Below are 17428 nucleotides of genomic sequence, written 5' to 3' on the forward strand. Positions count from 1 at the left end.
AAGGGGGGACGAGTCATGAGTGCAATGTTAGAAAAGAAGTCCATCGACAAACCGGACGAAGTGCGTCCATTCAAGGACGGAGCCGGCCGGATGGCTGTCTTTACGCTAGGCGAACAGACCATGGGGCGCGGCGAATTTGAGCCTGGCTGGCGCTGGAGCCTGCATGTCAAACCGATTGCGGGAACGGATTCGTGCCAGGCAGCGCATACCGGCATGGTTCTCGAGGGGCGGATGGTGGTACGGATGAATGATGGCGCCGAGATGGAATATGGACCGGGTGACGTCTTCTATATGCCACCGGGACATGATGCCTGGGTGGTTGGAGATCAGCGTTGTGTCCTGTTCGATGTCACCGGTGTCGCAAGGTATGCCAAACCGCAATAAGGGCGGCAGCTGAAGACAGCCGCTCACGCGCCCGCCGCCAGCGCCTTTTGCCGCGATGCCAATGCGGCGCCGATAAAGAGGGCGATGGCCGAGGCGATCAATCCCCGCTCCAGTCCGGCGGGGCCGTCGGCGATCCAGCCGACGACGATGGGGCCAACGATCTGGCCCAGCGCGAATACCGTCGTGTAGGCACTGATGCCGGCCGTCCAGGATTGCGGTGGCAGGTTATGCCGCACGAGGGCCGTGGTTGACGCCACCACGGACAGGAACACGGCGCCGAAGACGAGGCCTGAAATGAACACGACGGGCGCAAAGCTCGTCAGCGCGGGCAGGATCGTAACTGCGCCCAGCACGCCGTTCAATATCGCCAGCGATTCGCCGCCCCTGTAGCGGTCGAGCATGCGCGCCCAGATGCGCGACGACGCCACCACCGCCAGCCCCAACAAGGTGTAGAACACGGTGATCAAGGTGGCGCTCATGCCTTGCTGCTTGAGCAGGGCGATAACGAAGGTCATGTAGCCGATGTAGCCGACGCCAAACATGAAGTAGCCGGCCAGGCTGGGGGCAAAGTCGCGCCAGGCGAAGCGCCGCGGCGTGTCGAGGGCGCGCGGCGCTTCGCCGATCGCCTTCGCCGGCACGGCCATGATGGCGGTGGCGGCCAGGCAGGCGATGCCCAGGGCCAGCCATGGCCATTGCCAGGCATGTGCGGCGCCGTGGTCTTGCGCGGCGGCCAATGCGGCCGGCACCAGCAGGGCCGACAGCGCGATGCCAAAACCCGTGCCGCCGTAATACAGGCCGATGTAGAAGCCGGCGTGCTGGCTGTGCATGGAGCCGAGCCGCGCCGCCAGCACGCCGCCAGCGATGAAAATGAAGGCGCTTGCCACGCCCGCGCACACGCGCTGCAGGAACAGGGTGGTCGTATCGCTGACGAGGCCCGACATCAGCATGAAGATGCTGGCCAGCACGGAACCAATGATGAGCAAGCGCCACACGCCCAGGCGGCGCATCAGCGCCGGCGTGGCCAGGGCGCCGAGAAAATAGCCGAGCGCATTAAACGTGTTCATGGCCCCGGCCAGCAGGTAGGACCAGCCCAGGTCGTCGCGCATGGGCGGCAGCAGCAAGCCATAGGAAAAGCGCGACAGGCCCAGGGCCACGGCGGCGCCCAGCGACAGGGCCAGCGCCGTGGCCAGCGGATGGGACGGGGAATGATCGTGTGTCGGCATGTCCAGGATACCCGTCTATATGAAAAGCGTGGAGTTGGCGCCGGGGCAGGCCGGCGGGCAAGGTCTGTGCGGGACAGTGGCATAGGGCGCTGACGACACGCTTTTTTACTGCCAAGTTAGCGAATCGTGCCTGGGAAGTCAAGCAGGGACGTGCCTGGACATGGCGGGAGGCAATGCGATTTTTCTATCATTGCTTGTGGAGATTCGCCTTTCGCGCCAGCTAGAGCGCCGGGACGCGCCGGCTCCAGAACGGTGCCGTGGGCCAGCGCGTTTCCTGGCCGTAGCAGTACGCCAGGTGGCGTTCGTACGCCGCGCCGATGGCGGCCAGTTCCCCATTGTAGTGCCGGTAGGCTTGCAGCTCTCCCTGCAGCGTACGGTCGGCTGCCTCGGCGGCGGCCAGGCCCGTGTACAGGGCGTTAAAGATGCCTTGCGACGACAGCGGGTCGAAGCTCAGGGCCGCGTCGCCGACGGCGAACCAGCCTGGGCCGGCACCGGCGTCCAGGCTGGCCGTATGCGCGGGCGTGGCCATGGCGAGCGTATCGGCCGCATAGCCTTGCTGCGCCAGCAATTCCCCCGTAGCGGGCAGCTTGCGCGCCGCCGCTTCCAGCCAGCCGGCGTCGCGCAGGGCGTTGTTGGCGAGCAAGTCCGCATCCGTATGCAGGGCCAGCACGCGGCGCTGGCAGGGCAGGGGCGCGCTGTACCACCAGCCGTATTCGCAAGCCTCGATGTGGGCAAAGCCACGCGTCGATGGCGTCCTGTCATGTCCGTATTGCCATACTGAAACTAACCGGTCGCCGCGCTGGCGCCGCGCCCCGACTTTGCGGGCCAGCCGGGCGCTGCGTCCCGTGGCGTCGATGACGATGCGCGCGGCCGCGTCGCAGGGGCCGCGCTGCGTTTGCAGCCGTACTCTCCAGCCGCTATTTTCCGGCGTGATGCCCGCGACTGTGGCCGCGGCCAGCAGGGCGGCGCTACGCCGGCGTGCCTCGTCGCGCAGCCACAGATCGAAGGTGCCGCGCGCCAGGTGCCAGCCGTGGCCATCGGGATCGCTGAGGAAATGGTGTTCCGTCCAGGCGCCGTTCCACCAGGCGCGGTTGCCGTGGTAGGGCGCATGGCCCTGCCGCAGGAAGGCGTCAAGCAAGCCCATGTCCTGCAGCAGGCGCGCGGCGGCCGGCGGCAGCGATTCGCCGATGCGCGCCTGCGGGGCGGCCAGCCGGTCGACCAGCAAGACCCGGTGCCGCCCCGCCAGGTTCAGGGCGGCCGTGGCGCCGGCAGGACCGGCGCCGACGATGAGCACGTCGGCCTGCAGCACGGTCACAAGCGGTGTCGCTGCAGATGGCGGGCTTTTTCCGTGCCTTCCAGGTCGACGTCGACGAACTCGTCCGGTATTGCCGCTGCCGCGCGCAACTGGTGCTGGCCGGCTACCGGCGGCGGCAGGTTTTCCACCTGCAAGAATGAGGGGAAGCCGGTCACGTCCGTGGGACCGGGGCGCACCTCGACCACGCCCACTTGCGCCAGGTCGGCGATCATGTTGTTGATCTGCTCTTCATAGCTGATGTTGCCCAGCGGGCGTATCCACGCGGCGCGCCGGGCGAACGCGGCCAGGCGGTCGTCGACGGGCACTTCGCGGTTCATCACCGTGTCGTAGGCCAGCTTGCTCATCACCTGGTTCGGCACGCGCGCGGGCCAGAACGTGGGTACATAGGGATCGTAATCGGACTGGTAGCCGGAGCGGCAGCTGGCCGTGTCCGTCTGCCATGGCACGGCCATCCAGCGCGTCACGCCGCCGGCGATCTGCGCCGAGCAGGGGCTGCCGATATTGTCCGGCGTCAGGACGGCGCCGTAATCGGGCTCGACCCAGCCGGGCGGCCGGTGCGCCAGGCGGAACGGCGCGCTGTACATGCTGGCCTGGCGCATGGGCCAGGTCATTTCGCAGCCGGGGTGGAAGGCGTCGGCCAGGCAGAATTCCATGGCCGCGCGCAGCAGGGTGTCCGGTTGCTGGGCCACATCCACCTCGGCCAGGCTTTGCGGCGGCACCTTGCCGGGAGCGTAGTCGTCCGTGAACTTGCCGTCGGCCCATTGCTTGAGGAAGCGCAATTGCAGGTTGCTCAGCGCGCAGTTCTGGCGCGGCGTGTCTGCCGGCGGGATGGCCATCGCATCGCCATACAGCCACGGCCACGGCGATGGCGCCCAGGCGTCGCGCTCGAACTGGCGGAACTGGTTATAGATGACGTTGCGCCACTCCCTGCGGTTTTCGGACGGGCTGGCCAGGCGCGCCATCCACTCGTCGCGGCTGAACGGCGTGCTGCCGTCCCAGCCGAAGGCGGCCGCGAAGCCGGCGTTGACCCATTGCAGGTTCGACAGGCGCTCGAATATGGGGCGGATATCGTCCTGGAACGAGGGAACGGCCGGTGCGGTAATTTTGCCTTCGGAAACAAACAAGTCGCGCATCAAGTCCCACATCGTGCGCACGGACTTTTGCTGCGGCGCGTAGTCGGGCGGCGCGACGACCACCCAGGCCATGTCGACGGGCAAGGCCTGACCCTGATAGTGGACGGTGGCGCAGACGGGGCCGTCGGACGTGTCGTCATGCCAGCCTTCGTTGTTGGCGAAGGTGATGGCGCGCGCGCCATTCCACGAGGCCGACTTGCCATGGCCGCCCAGCACGATCAGCCGTCCCATGGCATCCGTGCGCAATTCACCCAGGTAGACGGGCGTGCCCAGGAAGCTGCCGCTGTCGAAGGCGACGGCCGGCTGTTCCTTGCCGCTGATCTTGCGCTCGCCCGGCGTGATGGAAAGCGCTGCGCGGTCGGTGACGGCCATGTTGCGCAGGAACGAGGGCTGGGTGACATGCGCTTCCGGAATATCGAGCGCGATCTGGAACTGGTACCACGCCGCCTTGGTGTTGGCCAGGGTGACGGACCATTCGATGTCGGCATTGCCGGCGTTCAATTCGGCCACGGCCACGCCGGCGGCATTCAGACCGTAGATGCGAAAGCTTGCCGCCTGGCGCTTGATGGCCCCGGACGCATCGCGGTAGTAGCCGGCCGGCCGCGCCGCCGGTTCCGGCACTTCCGGTCCCAGAAAGTATTCGCTGGGGCTGTTGCCCACGCGGGCAATGCCGATGGGCGGATAAATCGCCGCCTTGACGATGACGGTATCTTGGGTGGAACTGGACATGGCGTGCCTTTCCAGATGCGTGGAGGGAAGGAAAATATACCGCATAAAAAACGCGCCAAATGCGCACATAGTCACCGCATCTTGAATTCCTGCGACGGGCGCCGGACACATGCTGCTGCGGCGGCCAGGCCAGCTTTTTCCAGCCACGTTAAGATAGCGGTATTTTCAAGACTGCGAGAGGTCCAGGTGCGCGTGTTGCTGGTGGAAGACGATCCGATGATCGGGGAAAGCCTGGTCGAGGGTTTGCGCGGCGAGTGCTATGCCGTGGACTGGGTGCGCGACGGCCACGATGCGGAGCTGGCGCTGGCCGGTTTCGCCTACGATTTGATGCTGCTGGACCTGGGCTTGCCCGGCAAGCAGGGCATGGACGTGCTGCGCAGCATGCGTGCGCGGGGCGCCGAGTTGCCCGTGCTGATCATCACGGCGCGCGACGGCACACCGGCCCGCGTCGACGGGCTCGACAGCGGCGCCGACGATTACCTGGTCAAGCCGTTCGACCTCGACGAGCTGCTGGCGCGCATCCGCGCCTTGCTGCGGCGCCGGGTCAGCCGTTCGCGCTCCGTCATCGAGCATGGCGCGCTGATACTCGATTTGGCCAGCCACGACGTCACGTTCGAGGGGGAACTGATCAAATTGCCGCCGCGCGAGTTTTCCGTGCTGCGCGCCTTGCTCGACCATCCGGGCAAGGTGGTGTCGAAGCGCCAGCTGAGCGAAAAACTGTATGGATGGGATTGCGAAGTGGAAAGCAATACCGTCGACGTGTACGTATACCAGCTGCGCAAGAAGTTCGGCGCGGACTGCATCCAGACCGTGCGCGGCGTGGGCTACAAGATGCGGGTGGCGGCATGCTGACCATCCGCCGCCAGTTGCTGCTCGGCTTGCTGGCCGCCACCTTGCTGTGCGTGCTCGGCGCCGGCATTTCGCTGTTCCGCTCGCTGCTGGAAGAAACCAATGAACTGGCCGACCTGCAGCTGCGCCAGCTGGCCGTGGCCTTGCCCGACGAGTTCGAGCCGCAGGCGGGCCTGGTCGCCGCGCAAGATCCGGAAGAAGCGTTCGTGCTGCAGGCGTGGGACGAGGACGGCCAGCCCTTGCCCGTCCTGCAGGGCCAGCCGGCATTGCCGCGCTATGCGCTGGCCGGCTTTGCCGATGTCGTGCTGCACGGCGAGGACTGGCGCCTGTACGGCGAAACGCGGCGCGGCCGCTACGTGCAGGTGGCGCAGGCGCAGGCCGTGCGCGACCAGCTGGCCTGGCAGATGACCATGCGCGCCGGCGCCCCGCTGCTGGTGTTCGCGCTGATCCTGGCGCTGCTGATCGTCGTCGTCGTGGGGCGCGCGCTGGCGCCGCTGCACCGGCTGGCCGAATCCGTGGCGGGTCGCTCGCCGGACGCCTTGACGCCGCTGGCGGCCGACGACATGCCGCCCGAACTGCGCCCCGTGGCGCTGGCGTTGAATAGTTTGATGGGGCAGTTCGAAGCGGCGTTGACGGCGCAGCGCACCTTTGTTGCCGATGCGGCGCATGAATTGCGCTCGCCGCTGACGGCGCTGAAATTGCAGCTGCAGGTGGCCGAGCGGGCCGGCAGCGAGGAAGAACGCCGCGTGGCGCTGGCGCGGCTGCACGAACGGCTGGACCGCAGCACGCACCTCGTGCGGCAACTGCTCAGCCTGGCACGGCATGAAACGGCGCTGACGGCCAGCCAGCTGCACACAGTGGACCTGGGGCAATTGCTGGAAGCGGCCGTGGCCGACCACAGCGCGCTGGCCGATAGCCGCGACATCGACCTGGGCGTGGTGGAAGCCCCGCCGGCCAGAGTACTGGTGCAAGCCGATCCCGACGGCCTGCAAGTGTTGCTGAATAACCTGATCGACAACGCCTTGCGCTACACGCAGCAGGGCGGCAGGGTCGATTTGCAGGCGGTGCTGGAAGAGGGCAGACCGCTGCTGCGCGTGTCCGACAACGGCCCCGGCGTGCCGCAACAGCACCATGCGCGCCTGTTCGACCGCTTCTTCCGCCCCGACGGGAATGACGCCTGGGGCTGCGGCCTGGGCCTGTCCATCGTGCGCCACATCGCCGAGCACCACCAGGCCGATATCGCGCTGGCCGAAGGGGAGGCGGGACGGGGATTGCAGGTGACGGTGCGTTTTCCGCAGGCGGCCTGAATGAAAAAAGCGGATGCCGGTGAAGGCATCCGCTTTTCAGTCACGGGCGAAGCGCTTAGGCCAGCTCGGTGATGAATTGCTCGCGCGCAGGGCGCACTTTTTTCAGGTCCACCAGCCAGTCGCCTTCGTCGGCGCGGTAGCCGAGCGGCAGCATGACGACGGAACGCAGGCCTTTTTCGCGCAAGCCCAGGATCTCGTCGACCTTGGCCGGATCAAAACCTTCCATCGGCGTCGAATCGACTTTTTCCTGCGCCGCGGCGATCAGGGCCGTGCCCACGCCGATATAGGCCTGGCGCGCCGCGTGCTGGTAGTTGGTTTCCGCATCGCGCTGCGGGTAGGTGGCGAGGATTTGCTGGCGGTACGCTTCCCAGCCTTCATTCTTGAAGCCGCGCACGGTGTTGACCAGGTCAAACATCTTGTTGATGCGTTCGACTGTGTAATTGTCCCAGGCAGCAAACACCAGCAGATGCGAGGCGTCCGTCACTTGCGACTGGTTCCACGCATGCGGCTTGATCTGCTCGCGCAGGGCCGGATTCGTCACGACGAAGACTTCGTAAGGATGCAGTCCGCTGGAGCTGGCCGTCAGGCGCACGGCTTCCAGAATGCGCTCGACCTTGTCTTGCGGCACCGTTTTCGTCGGGTCCATTTTCTTGGTGGCGTAGCGCCATTGCAGTGTTTCGAGCAAATCGGACATGTAAATCCCTTTCATAATGAATAGTTCAGACTGGAAATGATAGCGGATTCGGGCATTTCAAGTGCAAAGGGGCAAAGAATTGCTTGTCATACTCAAGTTAGCGCACTCCAGCATGGTTGTCTACAGGCCAACCATGGCAAGCTCTACGTCCGGGTAGCGCGCACCCTGCACGCTGGCGGGCGCGATGGCTGCGCCGATGGCGGCCAGCTCGCTTTCGCTCAATGTGATTTGGCCGGCGGCCACATTCTCTGCCAGGTGCGCCAGGCTGCGGGCGCCCGGTATTGGCACGATGTCAGTACCTTGCGCCAGCAGCCAGGCCAGCGCCAGTTGCGCCGCCGTGGCGCCGCGTGCGGCCGCCAGACGCTGCAGTTCGGCAACGAGGTGCCCGTTGGCCGCCATCGCGGACGGCTGGAAGCGTGGCAGGCTGTGGCGGTAGTCGTCTGGTGCCAGCGCGGCGCTGGAGTTCAGCTGGCCAGTCAGGAAGCCCCGGCCCAGCGGGCTGTAGGGCACGAAGCCGATGCCCAGTTCCCGGCAGGCGGGCAGCACCTCGGCTTCCACGTCGCGGCTCCACAGCGAATATTCGGACTGGACGGCGGCGATCGGATGCACGGCATGGGCGCGGCGCAGGGTGGCGGCCGACACTTCCGACAGCCCCAGGTGGCGCACCTTGCCTGCCCGCACCAGACCGGCCATGGCGCCCACCACGTCTTCGATGGGCACGGCGGGGTCCACGCGGTGCTGGTACAGCAAGTCGATGCACTCGATGCCGAGCCTGGACAGCGACGCTTCCACGGCCTGGACGATGTGCTCGGGGCGGCTGTCGACACCCGCCATGCGTTCCACGCCCTGGCCATGGGGCAAGATCTTGAAGCCGAACTTGGTGGCGATGCTGACCTTGCCGCGCAGTTCCTTCAGGGCGCGGCCTACCAAGTCCTCGTTGGCATAGGGGCCATAGACTTCCGCCGTGTCGATCAGGGTCACGCCCAGTTCCACGGCGCGGTGCAGCACGCGCAGCGAGGTGGCCTCGTCCGCGCCGCCGTAGGCAAAGCTCATGCCCATGCAGCCCAGGCCGATGGGGGCGACGCGCAAGCCGGAGTTGCCCAGTGTTCTGTGTTCCATTGTCATTCCTCGTTAATAGTTGGAACACAGAGTATGGGCGGGCGCACAGCATGCGATAAGATAGCTTATCCTGCATGTATTGCTGAATGAAACTCATGAATAATGGCTGACCTCAATGAATTGACGGCCTTTGCCGCCGTCGCCCGCCTGCGCAGCTTCCGCAAGGCGGCCCTGGAACGGGGCGTATCCGCCTCCGCCCTCAGCCATGCGCTGCGCGCGCTGGAAGAGCGGCTGGGCGTGCGCCTGCTGAACCGCACCACGCGCAGCGTCACGCCGACCGAGGCGGGGCAGCTGCTGCTGGCGCGGCTGGCGCCGGCCATGCGCGAAATCGACGATGCCTTGCTGGACCTGAGCACCTTGCAGGATGTGCCGGCAGGCAAGCTGCGCCTGAACGTGCCCCGTCCCGCCGCGCGCTTGCTGCTTGCGCCCATGCTGGCCAGTTTTGTCGCCCGCTATCCGCGCGTGCAGGTGGAAGTGGTGACCGACGACGGCATGATCGATATCGTGCGCGATGGTTTTGACGCGGGCATTCGCTTCGGCGAGCAGGTGGCGGCCGACATGATCGCCGTGCCTGTCGGCGCGCCGCAGCCGTTCGTGGTGGTGGCGTCGCCCGCCTACCTGGCCGTGCATGGCGCACCAAGCACGCCGCGCGCGCTGCTGAGCCACGCCTGCATAGGCCGGCGCTTTCCCAGCGGGCGCCAGTATGCGTGGGAGTTCGAGCAGGCAGGCGAGGGCTTCAGCATCGCCGTCGGCGGCCCGCTGGTGTTCGATGACGATGAACTGATGCTGCGCGCGGCCCGCGATGGCGCGGGACTGGCCTATGTGTACGAGGCCGATGCGCGCGCCGATATCGCGGCGGGGCGCCTGGCGTGCGTGCTGGAGAGTTGCCTGCCGCCGCCGCCCCGTTACTTCCTGTATTACCCGAGCCGGCGCCAGATGCCGGCCGTCTTGCGCGCCTTTGTCGACATGCTGCGCGCGCCGGCGTAGTTAGCCGGCGGGCGGCGGCGCGGTATGCTCGACCGGCCACTTGATGGTGAACAGACTGCCGCCCGCCTTGCCACGCGTGCAGACGGCGCTGCCGCCATGCGCGCGCGCGATGGCTTCGACCACGGCCAGGCCCAGGCCGCTGCCCGCGTTCAGGTCGACCCTGGCGCTGTCGCCGCGGCGGAAGGCTTCGAACACGTGCGGCGCCAATTCCTCGGCAATGCCGGGGCCCGCGTCCTCGACGCTCAGGTAATACTGGCCGGCCTGCACGCGGGTGCGCACGCGCAGCAGGCCCGGGTGCGCATAGCGGCGCGCGTTGTCGAGCAGGGCCAGCACGATTTGCCGGATGCGTGCCGCGTCGCAGCAGACGGGATGGTCGGACAGGTGCAGCTGCAAGGTAAAACCGGCCGCTTCCATTTCCTGCGCCAGCAACCGGCCCACTTCCTCGATTTCCAGGGTCAGGTCCGTCCACGCCATGCGCAGTTGCATGTGGCCGCTGTCGGCCAGGCTCAGGGTGCGCAAGTCCTCGATCAGCCGGCCCAGGTCTTCCACTTGCGCCAGCAGGCTGGAAAACGGCACTTCCTCGGGCTTGAACACGCCATCGACGACGCCTTGCAAGGTGCCGCGCAGGATGGTCACGGGCGTGCGCAGTTCGTGCGCGATGGCCGCATTCCACGTTTCGCTTTCCTGCGCTCCCCGCTGCAGGCGCTCGGCCATGCTGTTGAAGTTGTCGACCAGCATGGCTGTCTCGCCCAGGCTGCGGTCGCCGGCGAACGCGCGCGCGGACAGGTCGCCATGGGCCACGCGGCGCACGCTGTCCATCACGGAATTGATCGGTTTGAGGATGCGCGCGGCCAGCTTGAGGGCGAAAAACGCGGCCAGGCCCAGGCCGAAGATGGTGATGGCGAAGATCCACAGCCACTCGACCGTGCTGGGCGACCAGTCGTCGGGCTCGGACAGCATGCCGGGATCGATCTTGAAGGCGATGGCGAAGAAGGTCCAGGAACCGATCCAGATGATCAGGATGCTGCACACCATCAGCACGGACATCGACAGGATGATCTGCCGGTTCAGGCCTGTGAAGCGCATCAGAGCTCGCTTTCGAGACGGTAGCCCACGCCGCGCAGGCTGGCCGGCATGTTCATCACGCCCGCTTCTTCCAGCTTCTTGCGCAGCTTGCTGACGTGGCTGTCCACCGTGCGTTCCATCGAATTGCTCTCAGGCATGCACGACTCGAGCAATTCCAGGCGGCTGCAAACGCGGCGCGGCGTGCGCGCCAGGTGCGCCAGCAGGCGGAACTCCGTCAACGTCAGGCTGAGCATGAGAGGCTGGGCCATGCCATCCTGCAGCACGCTGGCCACATACGTTTCCTGGTCGATTTCGATGGGGCCGCAGCGCAGGCGCTGGCCGCCCACCGGGTGGTGGCGCACGCGCGAGCGGCGCAGCACGGCGGCCACGCGCGCCACCACTTCGGCCGGATTGAAGGGCTTGATGATGTAGTCGTCGGCGCCCACGCGCAGGGCGGCCAGTTTATCGGCATCCTGGTCGCGGGCCGTCAGCATGATGACGGGCGTTTCGCCGCGCCGGCGCACTTCCGCCAGCACGCCCCAGCCATCGACCCTGGGCATTTGCACGTCGAGCAGCAGCAGGTCCGGCGCCAATGCCAGGTGCTGGTTCAGCGCTTCCTGGCCATCGTGCGCGAAGGCCGTGCGGTAGCCGTCGCGCTCGAGGTAACCGGCGAGGATGCGGGCGATTTGCGGTTCATCTTCGGCGATCAGGACGAGGGCGGAAGGCGGCGTGGTGGCAAGGAAGGAGGGCTGGCTGGCGCTGTGATGATAGTTCATGCAATTAGTCTAGCATTCTTCGCTGTCTCCATCGAATCTCCACATTTCTTTGACGGAACATCCATGCAAGGCTTTTATGCTGCGGCCTATCTGTCGACCGGACCGCCGGTTGGGATCTGCCATAGAGAAAGACCATGCATCCGAGCCACCTCACCAAGAAAAACATGTTGATCGCCGCGGCACTGCTCAGCCTTGCCGCCTGTTCCAAACCCGCGCCGGAAGAAGGTGCGGCGCCGCCCGCCGCCGTCACCGTGCTCAAGCTGCAAGCGGCGCCCGTCGTCCTCAGCGATGAATTGCCGGGCAGGGTGGCCGCCTTCCGCACGGCCGATATCCGCCCGCAGGTGGGCGGCATCGTGCTGCGCCGCCAGTTCGAGCAGGGCGCCGAAGTGAAAGCGGGGCAGAAGCTGTTCCAGCTGAACCCGGCGCCATTCCAGGCGGACGTCGATTCGGCCGCCGCCTCCTTGCAGCATGCGGTGGCCACGGCGAAGCGCGCCAGCAGCCAGGCCGACAGGTTAAAACCGCTGGTGGAGGCGGACGCCATCAGCCGCCAGGCGTATGACGACGCCGTGGCCCAGCGCGAGCAGGCCGTGGCCACCGTGGCGCAGGCGCGTGCCGCCCTGGCGCGCCGCCGCCTGGACCTGGCTTTTGCCAGCATCGAGGCGCCGATTGCCGGGCGCATCGGCTCCGAACTGGTGACGGAAGGCGCGCTCGTGGGCCTGGCCGATGCGACGCCGATGGCGCGCATTCAGCAGATCGACAAGGTGTACGTCGACGTGCGCCAGCCGGCCGCCGCGCTGGCAGCCTTGCAAGCCTCGGGCAACGGGGGAGCGGACAAGCTGCCCGTGACCATTTTAGGCGCCGATGGCCAGCCGCATCCCGTCACGGGCCGCATTCTGTTCTCGGGCATCAGCGTCGATGCGGGCACGGGCGACGCCGTCGTCCGCGTGCTGGTCGACAATCCGCAGCGCCAGCTCTTGCCAGGCATGTTCGTGCGCGCGCGCATCGCCCGCGCCGTGCAGGAAAATGGCGTGCTGCTGCCGCAGCAAGCCGTCTTGCACAGCAGCGGCGGCCAGGCGCAGGCCTGGGTGCTCGATGGCACGAACAAAGCGAGCCTGAAAACGATCGCCGTGGGCGACGTGATCGACCACCAGTACGTGGTCAACGGCGGCCTGAAAGCGGGAGAAACCGTCGTCATCGAAGGCCAGGAGCGCCTGCAGCCGGGCGCCACCGCCGCGCCGCAACCGTGGAAGCCGGCTGTCGTGGCAACGGCGGCCGCCGCCAAGGCGCATTGATGCGCCATTTGAATACCATGAAAGCCTAACGACATGCCTCAATTTTTCATCAACCGCCCCGTTTTTGCGTGGGTGGTGGCGGTCTTCATCGTCCTGTTCGGACTGATCGCCATACCGCAATTGCCGATTGCGCGCTTCCCCTCGGTGGCGCCGCCCAGTGTCAGCATCAGCGCCAACTATCCTGGCGCCACGCCGCAAACCATGAACGATTCCGTGGTCGGCCTGATCGAACGCGAACTGTCGGGCGTCAAGCACCTGCTGTATTTCGAGTCGTCCACCGATACGTCGGGTTCGGCCTCGATCACCGTCACCTTCCAGCCGGGAACGGATCCGGAAATGGCGCAGGTGGACGTGCAAAACCGCCTGAAAGCCATCGAACCGCGCCTGCCGCAAGCCGTGCGGCAAAACGGCTTGACGGTGGAATCGGCGTCGTCCGGCTTCCTGATGATCGTCAGCCTGATTTCCGACAATGGCCAGCACGATGAAGTGGCGCTGGGCGACTACCTGGCGCGCAACGTGACGGAAGAACTGCGCCGCATTCCCGGCGTGGGCAAGGTGCAGCTGTTCGGCTCCGAGCGGGCCATGCGCATCTGGGTCGATCCGGCCAAGCTGGTGTCGTACAACATCGCCATGGGCGAGCTGACGGCCGCCATCGCGCAGCAAAATGCGCAGATCGCCCCGGGCCGCCTCGGCGACTCGCCCGCCGTGCACGGCCAGCGCGTGACCATTCCGCTGACGGTGCAGGGCCAGCTGCAGACGCCGGCCGAATTTGCCGCCATCGTGCTGCGCGCGAATGCGGATGGCTCGAAAGTGACGATCGGCGACGTGGCGAAAGTGTCGCTAGGCGCGCAAAGCTTCAACTTCAGCATCCGCGAAAACGGGCAAGCCGCGTCGGGCGCCGCCATCATGCTGTCGCCCGGCGCCAACGCCGTGCAGACGGCCAGCGCCGTGCGCGCGCGCATGGCCGAACTGGCGCATACCATGCCGGCCGGAATCAAGTATTCGGTACCGTTCGATACGGCGCCGTTCGTGAAGATCTCGATCGAGAAGGTCGTCATCACCTTGCTGGAAGCGATGGTGCTGGTCTTCCTCGTCATGTATCTGTTCCTGCAAAAGATACGCTACACGCTGATTCCCGCCATCGTCGCGCCGATCGCCCTGATGGGCACCTTCACGGTCATGCTGATGGCCGGCTATTCCGTCAACGTGCTGACCATGTTTGGCATGGTGCTGGCCATCGGCATTATCGTCGATGACGCCATCGTCGTGGTGGAAGCCGTCGAGCGCCTGATGGCGACCGAAGGCTTGTCGCCGAAGGAAGCGACGTCGAAAGCGATGCGCGAAATCACCGGGGCGGTAGTGGGCATCACCCTGGTGCTGACGGCCGTGTTCATCCCGATGGCGCTGGCCAGCGGCTCCGTCGGTGCGATCTATCGCCAGTTCACCCTGGCCATGGCCGTGTCCATCCTGTTCTCGGCGTTCCTGGCCTTGACACTGACGCCGGCCCTGTGCGCGACCATGCTCAAACCGATCGGTCCGCACGACCATGACAAGAAGGGCTTCTTCCTGTGGTTCGACCGCGGTTTTGAGCGCATGACGACGCGCTATGAAAAGGGCGTGGTGGCGATGGTGAAACGCGCGGGCCGCTCGATGGTGCTGTATGGCGCTATCGTCGCGGCGCTGGGCGTGGCCTTCATGCAGTTGCCGTCGGCCTTCTTGCCCGAGGAAGACCAGGGATACTTCATCACCTCGATCCAGCTGCCGTCCGACGCGACGATGGAGCGCACGCTCGACGTCGTCAAGATGTACGAGCAGCACGTGGCCACGCGGCCCGGCATCGAAGTGAACCAGTCTATTCTCGGTTTCAGCTTTTCCGGCGCGGGGCCGAATGCGGGCCTGGCGTTCACCATGCTGAAGGACTGGAAAGAGCGCAACGGCGCCACGGCGCAGGAAGAAGTGGCGCTGGCGCAGGCGGCCATGTCGCAGGCGAAGGAGGGCATGATCATGAGCCTGATGCCGCCCGCCATCGATGAACTGGGCAACTCGTCCGGCTTTTCCATGCGCCTGCAAGACCGCGCCAACCAGGGTGTCGCTGCCTTACAGGCGGCGCAGAACCAGTTGCTGGGCCTGGCTGCGCAAAGCGGCAAGGTGGCGGGCGTGTATCCGGATGGCTTGCCACCGGGCGCCAGCGTGCGCCTCGACATCGACCGCACCAAGGCCGAAGCGCTGGGCGTGTCGTTTACGGCCATTGCCGACATGCTGACGGCTGCCATGGGCTCGACCTATGTCAATGATTTCCCGAATGCCGGCCGCATGCAGCAGGTGATCATCCAGGCCGATGCGCCGTCGCGCATGCAGTTGAACGACGTGCTGGCCCTGCGCATTCGCAATAACGCGGGCGGCATGGTGGCGCTGGGCGAACTGGTGCGTCCCGTGTGGAGCGAATCGCCGCTGCAACTGGTGCGCTACCAGGGTTACCCTGCGGCGCGCATTTCGGGCAGCGCGGCGCCGGGCGTATCGAGCGGAGACGCCATGCTGGAAATGGAACGGCTCGTGAAACAGCTGCCACCGGGCTTCGCGCTGGCGTGGACGGGCCAGTCGCTGCAAGAGAAGGAATCGGCCTCGCAGGCGCCCATGCTGATGGCGCTGTCGATGCTGGTGGTCTTCCTCGTGCTGGCGGCCCTGTATGAAAGCTGGTCGATTCCCGTCTCCGTGATGCTGGTCGTGCCTTTGGGCTTGCTGGGCGCCGTGCTGGCCGTGATGTTGCGCGGCATGCCGAACGATGTGTTCTTCAAGGTGGGCATGATCACGATCATCGGCCTGTCGGCGAAGAACGCCATTTTGATCGTCGAATATGCGCGCCAGCTGCAGGCGCAAGGCAAGGGCTTGGTCGAGGCGACGGTGGAAGCGGCCCGCTTGCGCTTGCGTCCGATTTTGATGACGTCGCTGGCGTTCGCGCTGGGCGTCGTGCCGCTGATGCTGGCCACGGGCGCCAGCGCCGAGACGCAGCACGCGATCGGCACGGGCGTCTTCGGCGGCATGATCACCGCCACCGTGCTGGCCGTGTTTTTCGTGCCCGTGTTCTTTGTCGTGGTGCTGGGCGCCGTCGACAAGATGAGCAGCTATTTCAACAAACGCAGTCATCGCATCGCCGTCAAGACGGTGGAAGGAGAGTTGTAATGCGTTTATTCTTTATGACACCCCTGGCCGCGCTGGCCTTGTCGGCGTGTTCCTTGACGCCGCCGCTGGTCAAGCCGGCGGCGCCGATCCCTGCAGCGTATGCCGAGGTCTCCGCACCGGGCAGTGTGGACACTGCGGCGGACCTGGGCTGGCGCCAGATGCTGCTCGATGCGCGCCTGCAGCGCCTGGTCGACATCGCGCTGGAAAACAACCGCGATTTGCGCGTGGCGGCCCTCAACGTCGAAGCCGTGCGGGCCCAGTACCAGATCCAGGATGCGGGCCGCTATCCGGCCATCGGCGCCAATGCTGGCGGCGTGCGCCAGCGCGGCGCCGATGCGGTGACGCAAAACCAATTCACGGCCGGCATCGCCATGAGCGCGTTCGAGATCGATCTGTTTGGCCGCCTGCGTTCCCTGTCGGACGCCGCGTTTGCCCGCTACCTGGCCACGCAGCAGGGCCAGCGCGCCGCGCGCATGGCCCTGATCGGCGCCGTGGCCGACGCGTATCTGGAACAGCGGCTGGCCGAGGAACAGCTGGCGCTGGCCCGGCAAACCCTGCTCGACTGGCGCCAGGCGCTGGTGCTGACGCAGCGCTTGCATGGCGCGCAGCAGGGCAGCGGCCTGGACGTGGCGCAGGCGCAAGGGCAGGCCGCCACGGCGGAGGCGGACGTGCAGGCGCGCGAACGGGCCAGTGCCCTGGCGCGCAACAACCTGGAATTGCTGCTCGGCGCGCCGCTGCCCGCCGATTTGCCGGCTGGCCGCGCACTTGATGGCCAGCCCGTGCTGACGCAGCTGCCGCCCGGCCTGCCGTCGGACTTGCTGGCGCGCCGCCCAGACATCCTGCAGGCGGAATATGCGCTGGTGGCGGCGAATGCGGAAATCGGCGCCGCGCGCGCCGCCTTCTTCCCGCGCCTGTCCCTGACGGCGTCGCTGGGTTTTGCCAGCCCGGAGCTTGGTGACCTGTTCCGCGGCAGCGCGCGCAGCTGGTCGTTCGCGCCGCAAGTGACGCAGCCGCTGTTCCAGGGCGGCCAGCTGCGCGCGGAACTGCAGCTGTCGCGCCTGCGCAAGGACGTGGCCGTGCTGCAGTACGAACAGGCGATCCAGGTGGCGTTTCGTGAAGTGCGCGACGGCCTGGCCGGCAGCGCCACGTACGCGCAGCAGATCGATGCCCAACAGCGCGTGGTGGTGGCGGCGCAGCAGCGCCAGCGCCTGTCGCAGCTGCGCTACGACGCGGGCCAGGACAGCCGCCTGGAATTGCTCGACGCGCAGCGACAGTCGTATGCGGCGCAGCAAGCCTTGCTTGACGCACGGCGCGACCAGTTCAAGTCGGCCGTGGCCTTGTACAAGGCGCTGGGGGGAGGGCTGGAGGAGTAGGC

The 17428-nt window shown here is 66.5% G+C and carries 14 protein-coding genes; 7 read left to right on the plus strand and 7 right to left on the minus strand.

The genetic code is table 11. The features are described 5' to 3' along the window. Positions 1-24: 24 nt before the first annotated feature. Positions 25-384: a cupin domain-containing protein gene (locus SKZ59_RS23475; protein WP_319993089.1), complete on the plus strand. Its 360-nt coding sequence runs from the start codon at positions 25-27 to the stop codon at positions 382-384. Between the two features lie 23 nt (positions 385-407). On the opposite strand, the gene SKZ59_RS23480 is transcribed toward SKZ59_RS23475, so the two are convergent. The 3 genes from SKZ59_RS23480 to SKZ59_RS23490 all read right to left on the minus strand — a co-directional run bounded on the left by SKZ59_RS23480 (position 408) and on the right by SKZ59_RS23490 (position 4784). Further along, positions 408-1607: a YbfB/YjiJ family MFS transporter gene (locus tag SKZ59_RS23480; protein WP_319993090.1), complete on the minus strand. Its 1200-nt coding sequence runs from the start codon at positions 1605-1607 to the stop codon at positions 408-410. A gap of 220 nt (positions 1608-1827) precedes the next feature. Further along, positions 1828-2922 (minus strand): tryptophan 7-halogenase, encoded by a 1095-nt coding sequence (locus SKZ59_RS23485; protein ID WP_319993091.1) that lies wholly within the window; start codon positions 2920-2922, stop codon positions 1828-1830. Further along, on the minus strand, positions 2919-4784 hold the full coding sequence (locus SKZ59_RS23490) for a LodA/GoxA family CTQ-dependent oxidase (RefSeq protein ID WP_319993092.1): 1866 nt from the start codon (positions 4782-4784) through the stop codon (positions 2919-2921). Before SKZ59_RS23490 ends, SKZ59_RS23485 begins: the two co-directional genes overlap by 4 nt. 186 nt (positions 4785-4970) lie before the next feature. Between SKZ59_RS23490 and SKZ59_RS23495 the strand changes: the two genes are divergently transcribed. Both SKZ59_RS23495 and SKZ59_RS23500 read left to right on the plus strand, forming a co-directional pair. Beyond that, positions 4971-5636, plus strand: coding sequence for a response regulator transcription factor (locus SKZ59_RS23495; protein WP_034754799.1), 666 nt, complete (start codon positions 4971-4973; stop codon positions 5634-5636). Then, entirely contained in the window at positions 5630-6940 is a 1311-nt protein-coding gene (locus SKZ59_RS23500) for an ATP-binding protein (RefSeq protein WP_319993093.1), read from the plus strand. Before SKZ59_RS23495 ends, SKZ59_RS23500 begins: the two co-directional genes overlap by 7 nt. 55 nt (positions 6941-6995) lie before the next feature. On the opposite strand, the gene SKZ59_RS23505 is transcribed toward SKZ59_RS23500, so the two are convergent. Both SKZ59_RS23505 and SKZ59_RS23510 read right to left on the minus strand, forming a co-directional pair. Next, positions 6996-7634, minus strand: a complete 639-nt coding sequence (locus SKZ59_RS23505) for an NAD(P)H-dependent oxidoreductase (RefSeq protein WP_070306009.1) — start codon at positions 7632-7634, stop codon at positions 6996-6998. A gap of 120 nt (positions 7635-7754) precedes the next feature. Then, positions 7755-8753, minus strand: coding sequence for an aldo/keto reductase (locus SKZ59_RS23510; RefSeq protein WP_319993094.1), 999 nt, complete (start codon positions 8751-8753; stop codon positions 7755-7757). Positions 8754-8855: 102 nt separating this feature from the next. Between SKZ59_RS23510 and SKZ59_RS23515 the strand changes: the two genes are divergently transcribed. Then, complete coding sequence (locus tag SKZ59_RS23515) at positions 8856-9740, plus strand: LysR family transcriptional regulator (RefSeq protein ID WP_319993095.1); 885 nt, start codon at positions 8856-8858, stop codon at positions 9738-9740. Here SKZ59_RS23515 and SKZ59_RS23520 read toward each other — a convergent pair whose 3' ends face one another. Further along, a complete protein-coding gene (locus tag SKZ59_RS23520; protein WP_319993096.1) occupies positions 9741-10826 on the minus strand; it encodes an ATP-binding protein in 1086 nt (361 codons plus the stop codon). Continuing rightward, the gene (locus tag SKZ59_RS23525; protein ID WP_072453865.1) at positions 10826-11581 is read right to left on the minus strand and encodes a response regulator; all 756 of its coding nucleotides are present in this window, start codon (positions 11579-11581) and stop codon (positions 10826-10828) included. The genes SKZ59_RS23520 and SKZ59_RS23525 overlap by 1 nt, the downstream gene beginning before the upstream one ends. Positions 11582-11715: 134 nt before the next feature. Between SKZ59_RS23525 and SKZ59_RS23530 the strand changes: the two genes are divergently transcribed. Genes SKZ59_RS23530 through SKZ59_RS23540 form a run of 3 tightly spaced genes read left to right on the plus strand, consistent with a single transcriptional unit; the run spans position 11716 to position 17426 of the window. After that, complete coding sequence (locus tag SKZ59_RS23530) at positions 11716-12873, plus strand: efflux RND transporter periplasmic adaptor subunit (RefSeq protein ID WP_319993097.1); 1158 nt, start codon at positions 11716-11718, stop codon at positions 12871-12873. Between the two features lie 33 nt (positions 12874-12906). Further along, a complete protein-coding gene (locus SKZ59_RS23535; RefSeq protein WP_319993098.1) occupies positions 12907-16053 on the plus strand; it encodes an efflux RND transporter permease subunit in 3147 nt (1048 codons plus the stop codon). Continuing rightward, a complete protein-coding gene (locus SKZ59_RS23540; RefSeq protein WP_319993099.1) occupies positions 16053-17426 on the plus strand; it encodes an efflux transporter outer membrane subunit in 1374 nt (457 codons plus the stop codon). Before SKZ59_RS23535 ends, SKZ59_RS23540 begins: the two co-directional genes overlap by 1 nt. Positions 17427-17428 lie beyond the last annotated feature (2 nt).

The organism is Janthinobacterium sp. GMG2, from assembly GCF_033949445.1.
Lineage (GTDB): Bacteria > Pseudomonadota > Gammaproteobacteria > Burkholderiales > Burkholderiaceae_D > Janthinobacterium > Janthinobacterium aestuarii.